Below are 12,677 nucleotides of genomic sequence, written 5' to 3'. Positions count from 1 at the left end.
GGGGTCGGCGGCCTTCGTCGTTCTCGCGACCGGTGCGGAGGGAGAGTATCTGCCGCCCGACCTCAGCGGATGCGGGCGGCGAGGTCCGGCCCGGTCCAGGAGTAGACCGACACGACCTGCACGCTCTTGCCCGGTCGCGGCGCCTCGACCATCCAGCCGTCGCCGAGGTAGAGCGCGACGTGGTGGATGGAGTCGGGGCCTCCGCGACTCCAGAAGAGCAGGTCGCCGCGGCGCGCGTCGGACAGCGCGATCGGCGTCGACGACGCGTACTGGGCGCCGCTGAAGTGCGGCAGGCTCTTGCCCGCGGCCTGCCAGGCTCGCATCGTCAGACCCGAGCAGTCCCAGACGTTCGGGCCGGCGCCCGCCCACACGTAGGGCTCACCGACCTGGGCGAGCGCGAACTGGACCGCGGCCTCCACGCCCTTCGCCCGCTTGGGGGGCGTGGCTCCTGGCTGCGGCGCGGGCGCCGGGCCTGGCGCGGGCGCCGGGCCTGGCGCGGGCGCCGGGACGGCCGCGGGCGGCTCGTCGACGGTCGGCGGCAGCGAGGGGGCAGCAGCGGGCGGACGGTTGGCCTGCTCCTGAGCGGCCTGGGCCAGCTTCTCCAGCGCCCGCTGGCGCTTGCTGGCCACGGTGACGGAGATGCCTTCGGCGTGTGCGAGCTCGCGGATGAGCTGGTCGCGGTCGCGCTGGAGCGATGCCCGCGCCGCCGCGGCGGCGGCCACGGCCTTCTGGGCCTCCTGCTTCGCCGCCCTCGCGGCGTCGGCGGCGGTCTCGCGCGCGGCGACGGCGACGTCTGCGCGGCGCTTCAGCGCGATGGCGACCGCCTGCTTGGACTCGTACGTCGCGAGCGCGGCACGACTCGCGTCCCCGACGGAGTCGTACGCCGCGAGCTGGTGCAGCAGCGAGCTCGGCCCGTCGTCGGAGAAGAAGCTGCGGAGCCGGTTGTACGGCGCGCGTGCGGCGATCCCACCCACGGCCTGCCGCTCGACGGCGAGACGCTCCTGCTCGGCGGCCGCGGCGGCGGTCCTGGCGGCAGCCTGCGCGGCCTTGGCGGCGTGCTCGGCCTTCCTGAGGGCGTACTGGGCGCCGTTGTCCTTCTCTGCCGCCTCGGCCGCTCGCACCGCCAGGTCGTCGACCCGCTTGGTCGCCGCGGCGATGCGCGCCCGGATCGCCGCCACCTGGTCGCCCTTGGCGACGACGTTCTGCTGGGCCTGCGCGACGGCCTCCGCGCTCGGGACCTCGTCGGCGTGGACGGCGGAGACGCCGGTCAGCGTCAAGGCGCCGGCGGCGAGCAGCGGCGCCGTACGGCGCCAGCGCAGTCGCCTCGGCGACACCGCGCGTCCCTCGTGCCCGAGCCTCACGTCGTCCCCCTGATGCGTTCTCGCAGACCAGCGTCGTCGCAGGTCAGCGACAGATGCCGACCGTGCTGCGCACTCTACGTCAGAGCCTCGCTCACCACGGCTTTTGCTGCATCTTGGACCTCGGCCAGGTGCTCGGGTCCCCGGAAGGACTCTGCATAGATCTTGTAGACGTCCTCCGTGCCCGAGGGTCGGGCCGCGAACCACGACTGCTCCGTCTCCACCTTGATGCCGCCGATTGCCGCATCGTTGCCGGGCGCGTGGGAGAGCACGCGTGTGATCGGGTCTCCGGCGACCTCAGACGCGGTGATCGCGTCCGGATCGAGGGCAGCGAGACGCTTCTTCTCCTCGCGGGTCGCCGGAGAGTCGACCCGGGCGTAGGCCGGGTCACCGTGACGCGCGGTCAGTCCGGCGTAGTGCTGGCTCGCGCTCCGCCCTGTCACGGCCTGGATCTCGGCGGCCAGCAGGGCGAGCACGATGCCGTCCTTGTCCGTCGTCCACACCGAGCCGTCCTTGCGCAGGAACGACGCGCCTGCGCTCTCCTCGCCACCGAAGACGGCTGACCCCGCCAGCAGCGGGTCGACGAACCACTTGAAGCCGACCGGCACCTCGTACAGCGCCCGTCCCGCGTCCGCGACGACGCGGTCGATCATGCGGGAGGAGACCACGGTCTTGCCGACCGCGGCCGCGGCGTCCCAGTCACGGTGCTCGGTGAGGTAGGCGACGGCGACCGCCAGGTAGTGGTTGGGGTTCATCAGGCCGGCGTCGGGGGTGACGATGCCGTGCCGGTCGGCGTCCGCGTCGTTGCCGGTCGCCACGTCGAAGCGCTCGCGCTGCGCGACCAGTGACGCCATCGCGTGCGGCGAGGAGCAGTCCATCCGGATCTTGCCGTCGTGGTCGAGCGTCATGAACCCCCACTGCGGGTCCACGGTGGAGTTGACCACCACGAGATCGAGCCCGTACTCCTCGCCGATCCGCCCCCAGTAGCCGACCGAGGCACCGCCGAGCGGGTCGGCTCCGATCCGTACGCCGGCCGAGGCGATCGCCTCCAGGTCGACGATCGATCCGAGGTCGTTGACGTAGTGGGTCAGGAAGTCGTATGTCTCGACCCGGTCGCGGGTCTCGTCGGTGCTGGCGCGCCTCACCCCGCGGAGCCCGTCGCGGAGGAGCTCGTTGGCACGGTCCTGGATCCAGCCGGTGATGTCGGACCCGGCTGGGCCGCCGTGGGGCGGGTTGTACTTGAAGCCACCGTCGCGCGGCGGGTTGTGCGACGGCGTGACGACGATGCCGTCGACCTGCCCGTGAGCTCCGAGACCGTTGAGCCGCAGGATCGCGTGCGACACCGCCGGCGTCGGGGTGAAGCCGTTCTCGGCGTCGACGAGGGTGACCACGTCGTTGCCGATCAGCACCTCGAGCGCGGTCTGCCACGCCGGGTGCGAGAGGGCGTGGGTGTCCCTGCCGACCAGGATCGGGCCAGCGATGCCCGCGTGCGCGCGGTGCTCGACGATCGCCTGCGTCGTGGCCAGGATGTGGGCCTCGTTGAAGGCGCCGTCGAGACTCGAGCCCCGATGTCCGCTGGTGCCGAACGACACCTGCTGCGCCGGATCGTCGGGGTCGGGGGTCCGGTCGTAGTACGCCGTGGCGAGCGCGTCGAGATCGACCAGGTCCTTCGGCTCTGCCGGCGAGCCGGCGCGTGGGTCCACCATGCGGCTCAGCCTAGGTGCGGACGACCTCGGCGTCCGGTGTGTGCAGCGGCCCGGTGGGGAGCAGCCGCGACTCGTCCGTCCAGGCCAGGACCCACCCGCCGTCGCGGACCCGGCCGACCATCCTCAGGGTGTCGCCGAGACGAGGAGGGGCGTCCGACCCGACCCTCGTCGTCCACTGGTAGGTCACGTCACCGACCGCCACGGTGACGAGGACCTCGTCCGGCTTCGCCAGCCGTGCCCAGCCGACCACGACCGCGTCGACGCCGTCGCGGCCGCGCAGGAGCGAGGGCAGCGCCATCGGCGTGAATCCGAGCGCGAGCCGCACCACGCCGTACGCGAGCGCGAGGACGAATCCGAAGAACCGCATGCCGTCGAAGGCGAGGAACCACAGCCAGTCGATCGCACGGAGAACGACGGGGTGGTCGGCAGGGGAAACCTCTGAGACGAGGAACGCCTGGTCGTCGCCGGGGAAGCGGACGACCCGGACCTCGTCACCGTCGTTCGGAGAGGCTTCCATCGTTGTCTCGGTCCGCCACAGCGGCAGGACGCGGCCGTCCTGGAGGCGGACGCGGTCCTCCGACCGGTAGTGAGCGACCAGGTGCGGTTCCGAGCCGACGAGAGCCTCCGCCCGCACCTGCATCCAGACGCTGTGGTGGATGCCGACGGCCGCCCCGGCGAGGGCACCCGACCCGGCGAGGAGCGCGGCGACGACACCGAGGACGACGCGACGGCGCAATGCGCTCGGGAGGTGGGCGATCACGGCGTGACTGTAGCGGTCTCCGCCGGTCCGGCGGACGACGAAGCCGCTACTTGCTTGCCCCCTGGGACACCGACCCCTGGAGCTGGCGCTGGAAGATCACGTACACGATCAGCACCGGGACGATGGTGATCACCACCGCCGCGAACAGCCGGCCGTAGTCGGTGTTGTAGCCCGCCCGCGAGGCGAACGCCGCCATCCCCTGCGACAGGACGTAGTTGTCCCGGTTGGTGTTGAGCGCGACCGGCAGCAAGAACTGGTTCCACAGCCCGAGGAAGTTGAAGATCGCCACCGACGCGATGCCCGGCTTGGCCATCGGGAGCATGACCTGGAAGAACTTCCGCCACTCCCCCGCACCGTCGATCTCCGCCGCCTCGGCGATCTCCTCGGGCAGCACCCGGAAGAACGGGTAGAGGAAGAAGACGGTGAACGGGAGGGCGAAGGCGACGTAGGTGATGATCAGCCCCGGCAGCGTGTTGAGGACACCGAAGCCCTTGAGCACGAAGAACAGCGGCACGATCGCCAGGAACACCGGGAACGTCAGCCCGGCCAGCATCATGTAGTAGATCAGGCGGTTGCCGGGGAAGGTGTAGCGCGCGAGCACGTAGGCGCACATCGACCCGAGCAGCATGACGAGCACCAGTGCCGTGCCGACCACCACGACGGTGTTGAGGAAGTAGCGGCCGATGCCCTCCGACGTCCAGGCCGAGACGTAGTTGTCGAAGCTCCAGGTCGCGGGCCAGGAGAACGGGGAGGAGAAGATCTCGTTGCTGGTCTTGAACGACGAGAGCAGCGTCCACAGCAGCGGGACGATGACCAGCAACGCCCAGAAGCCCAGCACGATGTGGGCGAGCGACGAGACCGCGCGATCGGCCTTGCGGCCGGGCGCGCCGCCCGCCGGGGCGGCGACCTCTCGCACGGACTCCTGTCGTGACGGCTCGGTGCTCGTCGTCATCGCCGTACCCCTTCCTGTCGGCCGCCCGCGAGGCGGTTCACGGTGAAGACGAGCGCCGCGAAGACGAGGGTCGCGATCGCCATGACCACACCCATCGCGCTCGCGAGCCCGAACTGACCCTTCTCGAACGCGGTGAGAAGCAGTCGCTGCGGCATGACCAGCGTCGAGTTCTCCGGGCCACCGCCCGGGTTGAGCGCCGCCATGTAGACGAAGGCGTCGAGCGCGAGGATGCCTAGATAGATGTACGCCGTCTGGACGTTGTCCCGGATCAGGGGCAGCGTCACCGACAACGCCGTACGCAGGCGACCCGCGCCGTCGATCCGGGCGGCGTCGTACAGCTCGCCGGGCACGCTCTTGATCGCCGCGACGAACAGCACCATGTAGAACCCGACGAAGCCCCAGATGATGACGAACATCGACGCGGGCATCGCCGTACGCGCGTCACCGAGCCAGGGGTACGAGGCGAACCCGTCCAGCCCGATCCCGGTCAGCACACCGTTGAGCAACCCGTTGGACGGGTCGAACATCTGCAGCCAGATGAGCCCGATGACGATCGCCGGGATCGTGTACGGGAAGAACGAGATGACGCGGTAGAAGCTGGACCCCCTCAGGCCCCGGGTTGCTCCGTACGACGAGCCGCCGACCGTGATCATCGTGGCCAGTGCGAACGCCAGCACGACGGTCACGAACGGTACGACGATCGCCAGGTAGACGTTGTTGCGCAGCGACGTCATGAAGATGTCGTCGTCGAGCAGCTTCTGGTAGTTCTCCAGGCCGATGAAGTTCATGTCGGGCGTGAAGCCGGACCAGTCGGTCAGGGAGTACCAGAACGCCTGTACGAAGGGCCACACCACGAACACCGAGAAGATCGCGAGCGGCAGCACGAGGAACACCAGCACGAAGCTGATGCGGTCGAACGTCCAGGGCCGCCGCTTCTTCTTGCGCGGCTTCTCGGTGTCCGCGATGGGGACCAGAGGGGACTCGATCACGTGACGGGGATCTTCTTGATCGAGTCGTCCTCACGGACCTTGTCCGTGATGTCCTGCAGACGCGAGGTCAGCTCCTTCACGCTCGACTTGCCCGCGAGGAAGCTGTTCCAGACGACGAGCTGGTCGACGTTGGTGCCGTAGAGGTCGACGAACGTCCAGGTGAAGACGTTCGGGCCCGCCGCCTTGAGCATGTCGGTCTGAGACACGAGGGCGGTCGACCCGAAGCCGTCGGCGGGAACGGTGTCCTTGACGATGGTCGGCGCCAGCTTGGTCTTGGCGAAGTTGGTCGCCGCCTCCTTCGAGAGCATCGTCCGCAACAGCTCCTTGCCGCCGGGGACGTTCTTGCCCTTCGACGGCACCTGGAACGGCTCACCTGCCGCAGCGTGCAAGGCCTCCCACGGCATCGCCGAGCTGTCGTCGACGACCATCTCGGGGAAGCCCTTCATGTCGAAGCCGGCCTTCGTCTGGTCCTTCATCTCGTTCTCGATCCAGGACCCGGACGGGTAGAGCAGCGCGTCCTGGTTGTTGCTCCACTGCGCCTGGGCGGCCGTGAACTGCGTGCCCGCACCGCCGGGCTTCATGTAGCCGCGGTCCACGATCGTGCCCATGGCCTCGAAGACCGCCTGCACCGCCGGCTTCGACCAGCAGTTGGCCTCGAGGTTCTCCAGCGCCAGCCGGACCTCGTCGCCGCCCTGCTTGATCGCCGACCCGATCGCCATCGTCTGGTAGTAGGTCGCCGCCTCCTTGCCCCACAGGAAGAGGTACTTGCCGGCCTTCTTCGCCTCCGCGCCGAGCGCGATGGCCTCGTCCCACGTCTTCGGAGGCGTCCACCCGTTCTTCTCGAACAGGCTCGAGGAGTACCAGACGGCGTACACCGTCATCACGTAGTTGAGCGCGGCGAACTTGCCGTCGAACGTGCCGGGCGCCTCGATGCCCTCGTACAGGGTGTCCCGGATCTTCGTCCCCTCGAGGTTCTCCGCGTCCAGGACGTCGGAGAGGTCCTCCACCTGGTCGAGGATCGTGGCGAAGCCGATCGAGTTCTCGCCGGAGTTGTCGATCAGGTCGGGCGGGTCGCCGGCGACGAAGCGCGGCTGCAGCTCCTGGGAGATCTCGGTGGTCGGCGAGACCTTGACCGTCGATCCCTTGTGGTTCTTCTGCATGATCGTCGCCGCGAAGGCGACGTAGTCGGTGCCGTAGCCGCCGTCGAAGATCACCGCGTCGGTGGTCGAGTCGGCGGCCATCCCGAACGGGTTGTCCTCGCTCTTCTTGCCGCCCTTGGTGGAGCTGTCGTTGTCGGAGTCGTTGCTGCTCCCGGCGCAGGCGGCCAGCGCGCTGCTCAGCGGCAGCACCGCCGCCGCGGCCAACGCGCCCCGTAGCAGGGTGCGCCGGTCGACCGTCTTCTTCTCGATACTCATCTGGAGTGCCTTCCCTGTGGTGGTGTGGTGTCAGGCATGGCGCCGGAGCCGGTCGCCGTACTGGTCCTCGAGCTGGTGGTTGTGGTCGTCGCCGCCGGGGATGTTGGCGGAGAGGTAGATGGGCGGCACCGAGCCGGCTGCCGCGAGGCGCTCGGAGACGCCGATCGTCAGCAGCTGCGCGATGAACGCGGCGGTCAGGGACGAGACCGCGCCGACGCCGATGTCGCCGTCGAGCGTCAGTGTGGTGTCTCCGTACGGGGCGAGGTTGTCGATCACGACGTCGGCGACCTCGCTGAGGCGCTTGCCGCTCGGGTGCTTGGGGGTGACGCGTGAGGTGTGCTCGATGCTCGTCACCGCGATGACAGGGTTGCCGTGCTCCTTGGCCAGCAGGGCGAGGCCGACGATCGACCCGTTGACGCCGGAGTTGGAGGCGATGACGAAGACGTCGTTCGGATGTGCCTTCGTGATCTCCCACAGCTCCTCGACGACCGACGGGTCACGCTCGAGCTTCGGGTCGCTCAGGACCGAGACGTCCTGGCTGCCGAACAGGGCGACGTCACGCAGGGCGAGGTTGGCCGTGGGGATCAGGCCACCGGCACGGCCGGCGATCTCCATCGCGAACGCCTGCGAGTGGCCGGTGCCGAAGGCCTGCACGATCCCGCCGGCCTGGAGCGCGGTCGTGATCAGCTCGATCGCCGGGTCCAGCCCGCCGTCGTCGGCCAGCCTCGCGAGCTGCTCGAGCCGGCTCGTGGTCTCGTGCAGGAACTGCTGGGAGGTGTCAGACATGCGTCTCGCTTCCGGTGCTGTCGGAGGTCGGGCGGGCGGATCGGGCAGATCGGGCGGCTCGGGACCTGATGGACCGGCGGTGCGGGAGCACCGCCATCGCGGAGGCTGCGAGCTTGGTCGTCGTCCGCGCGAAGTCCTGCTGGGCGACGAGCAGGTAGATCAGGTCGAGGAGGAAGAGCTGCGAGTGCTTGGCGGAGAGGTCATCGGGCTGGAGATACTCCTCCGGGGCCGCGGCGACGACGTGCTCGTGGGCGACGCTGGCCAGCGGGGAGTCGGGGTTGTTGGTGAGGGCGACCGCGTACGCGCCCGACGAGTGCGCCTGGGCAAGCATCTGGATGGTCTCGAGGGTGCGTCCGGTGTTGGAGATCCCGATGGCGACGCTGTGCTCGTCCTGGATCGAGGCGCTCGCCAGGCCCGCGTGCACCTCGGACCAGGCGTGGACGTTGATCCCGATCCGGTAGAGGCGCGACTGCAGCTCGTCGGCCATCAGCCCGCTGCCACCGATCCCGTAGATGTCGAGGTGCTGGCAGCCCGCGATCGCGGTGGCGATGCGATCGATCTGGGGGAGGTCCACCGAGCTGGCGGTCGCCTGGACCGAGCGGGTGTGCGCGTGCAGGAGGGAGTGGAGGATGTCGTGGGAGGAGTCCTCGGGGTCGAACGCCCGCCCGATGTCGGTGTGCCACGAGGCTTGGACGTCGCCTCGTCCCACGTCGGCCGCCACCCCCACCCGCAGCGGCACGTAGCCGGAGTAGCCGATCAGCCGGCAGAACCTGGTGACTGTCGCGGGCGAGGTGCCGGCGCGGGCAGCGAGCTCGGTGATGGAGAGCTCGAGCGGCGCGGTGGGCTGCTCGAGGAGGAGCGCGGCGATCTTTGCCATGGCGCTCGACATCTGCGGGCGTCTAGCCTGGATCCGCTCGGCCACCCCGAGCGCGCTCGGCATCCCTGGCGCGGTGTCTGTGCGAGCGTCCATGCCTGCTCTCCGTGAAAATCCATCTCAGAGACTTGGAAATCGGTTGAAAACTATTCCCACCAGGCGTGTGTGGTCAATGTCACATGCGGTTTCGGATCGATAACGATGTCTGTCGTGCTCGCTGTCGATGCCGGAGGAACCTCCACGCGCGCCGTCGTGGTGGACATGTCCGGACGGTCCCTGGGCTATGGCCGGTCCGGCGGCGGCAACCCTGTCTCGTCCGGCCGCGCCGCGGCCGCTGAGTCCCTGGCGGAGGCGGTCGGCGGGGCTCTGGGCACCGCCGGTGTCGCGGCGTCCTCGGTCTCGTCGGTGACGATCGCGATGGCCGGGGCGGCGACCCACCTGCCTCCCGCCGACCCGAGCAACGACGCGATCGGGGACGCGCTCGGGGCCTGCGGAGTGGTCGCACCGTTCGCCCTCCGCGCCGACCTCCTGGCGATGTTCTGCGCAGGGACCCCCGACCTCGACGGCTACGCGATGGTCGCCGGCACCGGCGCCGCCGCGATCCGCGTCAGAGGTGGACAGGTCGAGCGTGCTGTCGACGGCATGGGGTGGTTGCTCGGTGACTCGGGGTCCGGGTTCTGGATCGGCCACGCGGTCGCCCGCGCGGTCGTCGCCGACGTCGACGGCCGCGGCCCCTCGACCCCGATGACGCCGGCGCTGCTCGGGATGCTCGACCTCACCCCGACGGAGACGACCAGGACCGTCCCGCGCGCACCTGCGCTCCAGCAGCTCGTCGACGTCGTGTACGCGATGCGACCGGTGCGGCTCGCCCAGTTCGCCCCGCTGGCCTTCGCCTATCCCCGGGACCCGATCGCCCGGCAGATCGTGGACGAGGCTGTCGGCGCCCTCGCGAGGACCATCACCGCCGCGGTCGTCCCGGACGTCGACGGTCCGCTCGTCCTCGGTGGCAGCGTGCTGCTCCGGCAGGAGGAGGTCTCGACCGCGGTCGAGAAGACATGGCGCGCGCGCGGTCGTACGGGCGCCGCCCACCTGGTCGAGGACGGCACCGCGGGTGCGGCCGTCCTCGCCCTCCGCGACGGCGGCACCGTGGTCGACGGTGAGGTGTTCGGGCGCCTGGTCAGCAGCCTTGCCGCGTTACGCTGACGCGTCGCTGCCCGCGTCCAGCGGCTTGCGGAGCGCGAGGAACGTGCGCCCCGGCACGGCGCCGACCGTCCGGGCGTAGAAGTCGACCGGCCCCACCCAGGCGATCTCGCACGAGGTGCGTCCGGCGTCGACGTAGTCCGACAGGCACGCACGCAGGAGTGCGGACCCGACGCCCCTGCCCCGCGCCGCGGGCGAGGAGCCCATCGGCCCGAACCACCCGGCGCGGTTGGTGTCGTACGCGGCGAAGCCGAGGTAGGCGCCGTCCTCGACCGCCACGAAGCAGCTGACGGGCTGCCGCAGCAGCGCCGCCCCCGCCTCTGCCGCCCACGTCTCGCCCCAGGTCTCGCGCATCCACGCCTCGAACGCCGGCCACTCCTCGAGCCTCAGCCGACGCAGCGGGACCGACGCAGGGGTGGCCGCACGGACGAGGTCGACGTGGGTGGCGAGATCGACCTCCAGGTTGGTCGCCGGTGGCCCGTCTGGCGGCTCGTAGCCGCACGCGGCGAAGAACGCGGTCGTGCCCTCGTCCGCGGTGTCGACGCCCGGCCACCAGTACGCGGGGGCGCTCCCGCCCGCCTGGATGCCGGTCGCGCCACGCGCGGCCGCAGCCTCCTCGAGCGCGGTCATGAGCAGGCGACCCACCCCGGAGCGCCGGTGCCCCTCCCCCACGACGACCACCGTCACGTACGCACGGACCGTCCCGTCGTGTTCGGCGACACTGCCGAAGGCTCCCCCGACGACCTCACCGCCGCGCTCGGCGACGAACGCCAGACGCTGGTCGTCGAGGGCTCCCCACAGGAGGTGCTCCAGACCGCCGGTGTCGTCGCCCGCGTCGTCGGGGAGGCCTGCGCGCAGCAGGTCGAGGACGGCGGTGCGGTCGTCGGCGGCCGCGGGGCGGACGGTGGTCGTCATGGACGCCGACCCTAGGCGCTGGGGCTGCGGGCCGTCAGCCGAGGAGAGCGCGGCGCAGCGTCCCGAGGCCGACGCTGCCCATCGCGAGCGCCCTCGAGTGGAACTCCTTGAGGTCGGCCGCGCCGGGTCCGCCGTGTTGATCGACCCAGGCCTCGCGGAGCTGCTCCCAGAGACGCTGACCGACCTTGTAGGACGGCGCCTGCCCCGGCCAGCCCAGATAGCGGTCGACCTCGAAGCGGACGAACGCCTCGTCCATGTTGACGTGCTCGAGCATGAACGGGAGCGCGTCGTCGCCGGTCCACCGTCCGCTCCTGTCGGGCTTCGGCAGGCCGAGGTGGACGCCGATGTCGACGACGACCCGCGCCGCGCGCATCCGCTGACCGTCGAGCATCCCGAACCGGTCCGCCGGGTCGTCGAGATAGCCGAGGTCGGCCATCAGCCGCTCGGCGTAGAGCGCCCACCCCTCGCCGTGCCCGCTGTTCCAGTTCAGACGCCGCCAGCCGTTCAGCTCGGCGCTGTTGTAGGTCGCGAGACCCACCTGGAGGTGATGGCCGGGGACGCCCTCGTGGTAGACGGTCGTCAGCTCGCGCCAGGCGTCGAACTCGGTGACGCCCTCGGGCACCGCCCACCACATCCGCCCCGGCCGTGTGAAGTCCTCGGTCGGGCCGGTGTAGTAGATGCCGCCGTCGTGCGTCGGAGCGAGGCAGCACTCGAGGCGGCGCAGCGGCTCGGGGATGTCGAAGTGGGTGGCACCGAGCTCGGCGACGGCGCGGTCGCTGGTCGTCTGCATCCAGGCCTGGAGGGCGTCGGTGCCCTTCAGCCGTCTGTCCGTGTCGGACTCGAGGTGGGCGACGGCCTCGATGACGCTCGCCCCGGGAAGGATCCGGTCGGCGAGCGCCTCCTGCTCGGCCACCATCCGGGCGAGCTCCTCGACCCCCCAGGCGTAGGTCTCCTCGAGGTCGACCTCGACGCCGATGAAGCCGCGGGAGGCGAGGGTGTACCGCTCGCGTCCTACGCCGTCGGCGGTCGGCGCCGCCGGGGCCAGCTCGTCGTCGAGGAACCGGGCGAGCCCGGCGTACGCCTCCGCCGCGGCACGCGCGCCGCGCTCCAGGTCGCCCGTCAGCGAGTCGGGCGCGGTCGACGATTCGACCAGGCGCGCGAAGTAGCCGTCCGGCGCCGCGTGGCCGCGCGCCTGCTCGGCGACCGCCCACGCCTGCCGTACGGCCGGCATGGTGCCCGCCGCGATGCCGGCACGGAGGGAGGCGATGTAGCCGTCGATCGCCGCGGGGACGTTCGCGAGGCGCTTGGCGACGTGGTCCCAGTCAGCCTCGGTCGCCGTCGGCATCAGGTCGAAGATCTCGCGGACGGCCTGCGCGGGGGAGGCGATGACGTTGAGGTTGCGCTGCCACTCCCCGGCGTCGTGACGCTCGACCTCGAGCTCGAGGGTGCGGACGAGCTCGTCGCGGGTGATCTCGTCGGTCGCGTCGCGCACTTCCGTCGTACGGACCTGCGCGAGCGTGCGGCGCACCGCATCGACGTGGGCCTCGGCCCCCTCCGGCGAGAGATCGGTGTAGTCGCCTTCGCGACCGGGTCGGCCCAGCTCGACGTGGAGCTCGGGGTTGAGACCGAGGAGCTCGTCCAACCATGAGTCGGCGAGCTGGTCCATCGGTGTTGCGGTCCGAGAGATGGAAGAACTCATGGAACGAACGTACCTACCGCCCC

11 protein-coding genes are annotated in these 12,677 nt (G+C 70.6%); 1 reads left to right on the top strand and 10 read right to left on the bottom strand.

All coding sequences use genetic code 11. From position 1 onward, the window contains the following. Positions 1-62: 62 nt before the first annotated feature. From KV097_RS00775 to KV097_RS00740, 8 genes are all read right to left on the bottom strand, one after another. Positions 63-1,361, bottom strand: coding sequence for a C40 family peptidase (locus KV097_RS00775; RefSeq protein WP_220364824.1), 1,299 nt, complete (start codon positions 1,359-1,361; stop codon positions 63-65). A 74-nt stretch (positions 1,362-1,435) separates the two neighbouring features. Next, positions 1,436-3,064, bottom strand: a complete 1,629-nt coding sequence (pgm, locus tag KV097_RS00770) for a phosphoglucomutase (alpha-D-glucose-1,6-bisphosphate-dependent) (protein WP_220364823.1) — start codon at positions 3,062-3,064, stop codon at positions 1,436-1,438. Positions 3,065-3,074: 10 nt separating this feature from the next. Further along, entirely contained in the window at positions 3,075-3,824 is a 750-nt protein-coding gene (locus KV097_RS00765) for a hypothetical protein (RefSeq protein ID WP_220364822.1), read from the bottom strand. Between the two features lie 46 nt (positions 3,825-3,870). Beyond that, positions 3,871-4,776, bottom strand: coding sequence for a carbohydrate ABC transporter permease (locus tag KV097_RS00760; protein ID WP_220342269.1), 906 nt, complete (start codon positions 4,774-4,776; stop codon positions 3,871-3,873). After that, positions 4,773-5,765, bottom strand: a complete 993-nt coding sequence (locus KV097_RS00755) for a carbohydrate ABC transporter permease (protein ID WP_220342270.1) — start codon at positions 5,763-5,765, stop codon at positions 4,773-4,775. The genes KV097_RS00760 and KV097_RS00755 overlap by 4 nt, the downstream gene beginning before the upstream one ends. Next, entirely contained in the window at positions 5,762-7,180 is a 1,419-nt protein-coding gene (gene ngcE, locus KV097_RS00750) for an N-acetylglucosamine/diacetylchitobiose ABC transporter substrate-binding protein (RefSeq protein WP_220342271.1), read from the bottom strand. The genes KV097_RS00755 and ngcE overlap by 4 nt, the downstream gene beginning before the upstream one ends. 30 nt (positions 7,181-7,210) lie before the next feature. Continuing rightward, positions 7,211-7,966 carry a sugar isomerase domain-containing protein gene (locus tag KV097_RS00745; RefSeq protein ID WP_220364821.1) on the bottom strand — a complete coding sequence of 252 codons (756 nt, stop codon included), beginning with the start codon at positions 7,964-7,966 and terminating at the stop codon, positions 7,211-7,213. Beyond that, on the bottom strand, positions 7,959-8,936 hold the full coding sequence (locus tag KV097_RS00740; protein ID WP_220342273.1) for a MurR/RpiR family transcriptional regulator: 978 nt from the start codon (positions 8,934-8,936) through the stop codon (positions 7,959-7,961). The genes KV097_RS00745 and KV097_RS00740 overlap by 8 nt, the downstream gene beginning before the upstream one ends. A gap of 114 nt (positions 8,937-9,050) precedes the next feature. On the opposite strand from KV097_RS00740, the gene KV097_RS00735 reads away from it, so the two are divergent. Further along, positions 9,051-10,043: a BadF/BadG/BcrA/BcrD ATPase family protein gene (locus KV097_RS00735; RefSeq protein WP_220364820.1), complete on the top strand. Its 993-nt coding sequence runs from the start codon at positions 9,051-9,053 to the stop codon at positions 10,041-10,043. Here KV097_RS00735 and KV097_RS00730 read toward each other — a convergent pair. Both KV097_RS00730 and KV097_RS00725 read right to left on the bottom strand, forming a co-directional pair. Further along, positions 10,035-10,955, bottom strand: a complete 921-nt coding sequence (locus KV097_RS00730; protein ID WP_220364819.1) for a GNAT family N-acetyltransferase — start codon at positions 10,953-10,955, stop codon at positions 10,035-10,037. The genes KV097_RS00735 and KV097_RS00730 overlap by 9 nt on opposite strands. A gap of 34 nt (positions 10,956-10,989) precedes the next feature. Next, a complete protein-coding gene (locus KV097_RS00725) occupies positions 10,990-12,654 on the bottom strand; it encodes a DUF885 domain-containing protein (protein WP_220364818.1) in 1,665 nt (554 codons plus the stop codon). Positions 12,655-12,677: the final 23 nt, after the last annotated feature.

Origin of the sequence: Mumia sp. zg.B17 (assembly GCF_019550915.1) — a bacterium.
Taxonomy (GTDB): Bacteria; Actinomycetota; Actinomycetes; order Propionibacteriales; family Nocardioidaceae; genus Mumia.
The sequence above is the reverse complement of the archived record's forward strand: the minus strand, read 5'-3'. Positions and strand labels throughout refer to the sequence as shown.

What these genes read in the sequence shown, in the direction of transcription:
- KV097_RS00730 (WP_220364819.1), bottom strand. Translation starts at nt 10,955, where the DNA reads ATGACGACCACCGTCCGCCCCGCGGCCGCCGACGACCGCACCGCCGTC.
- KV097_RS00745 (WP_220364821.1), bottom strand. Translation starts at nt 7,966, where the DNA reads ATGTCTGACACCTCCCAGCAGTTCCTGCACGAGACCACGAGCCGGCTC.
- pgm (WP_220364823.1), bottom strand. Translation starts at nt 3,064, where the DNA reads ATGGTGGACCCACGCGCCGGCTCGCCGGCAGAGCCGAAGGACCTGGTC.
- KV097_RS00725 (WP_220364818.1), bottom strand. Translation starts at nt 12,654, where the DNA reads ATGAGTTCTTCCATCTCTCGGACCGCAACACCGATGGACCAGCTCGCC.
- KV097_RS00740 (WP_220342273.1), bottom strand. Translation starts at nt 8,936, where the DNA reads ATGGACGCTCGCACAGACACCGCGCCAGGGATGCCGAGCGCGCTCGGG.
- ngcE (WP_220342271.1), bottom strand. Translation starts at nt 7,180, where the DNA reads ATGAGTATCGAGAAGAAGACGGTCGACCGGCGCACCCTGCTACGGGGC.
- KV097_RS00760 (WP_220342269.1), bottom strand. Translation starts at nt 4,776, where the DNA reads ATGACGACGAGCACCGAGCCGTCACGACAGGAGTCCGTGCGAGAGGTC.